Source organism: Burkholderia sp. BCC1996, from assembly GCF_905339955.1.
Lineage (GTDB): Bacteria > Pseudomonadota > Gammaproteobacteria > Burkholderiales > Burkholderiaceae > Burkholderia.
Genome location: NZ_CAJPHM010000103.1, coordinates 1 through 467 on the forward strand (window position 1 = coordinate 1; position 467 = coordinate 467).

The 467-nt window shown below is 65.1% G+C and carries 1 protein-coding gene; it reads left to right on the plus strand.

Annotation, left to right across the window (positions count from 1 at the left end; genetic code table 11):
• On the plus strand, positions 1 to 467 hold a 467-nt coding region (locus tag U4Z64_RS37410), incomplete at both ends, for an ABC transporter ATP-binding protein (RefSeq protein ID WP_321822696.1).

Sequence of the window (467 nt, forward strand, 5' to 3'; positions counted from 1 at the left end):
GTGACGCTGATCGGCGCGAACGGCGCGGGCAAGACCACGACGATGAAGGCGATCACGGGTCTCAAGCCGTATTCGGCGGGCGACATCGAGTACGACGGCAAGTCGATCAAGGGCGTGCCGTCGCACGAGCTGCTCAAGCGCGGCCTCGCGATGGTGCCGGAAGGCCGCGGGATCTTCGCGCGGATGTCGATCATCGAGAACATGCAGATGGGCGCGTACCTGCGCAACGACAAGGAGCAGATCAAGCAGGACGTCGACCGGATGTTCGGCTTCTTCCCGCGCCTGAAGGAGCGGGCGACGCAGCTCGCGGGCACGCTGTCGGGCGGCGAGCAGCAGATGCTGGCGATGTCGCGCGCGATCCTGTCGAAGCCGAAGCTGCTGCTGCTCGACGAGCCGTCGATGGGCCTGTCGCCGATCATGGTCGAGAAGATCTTCGAAGTGGTGCGCGAGATCTCGAAGGAGGGCAT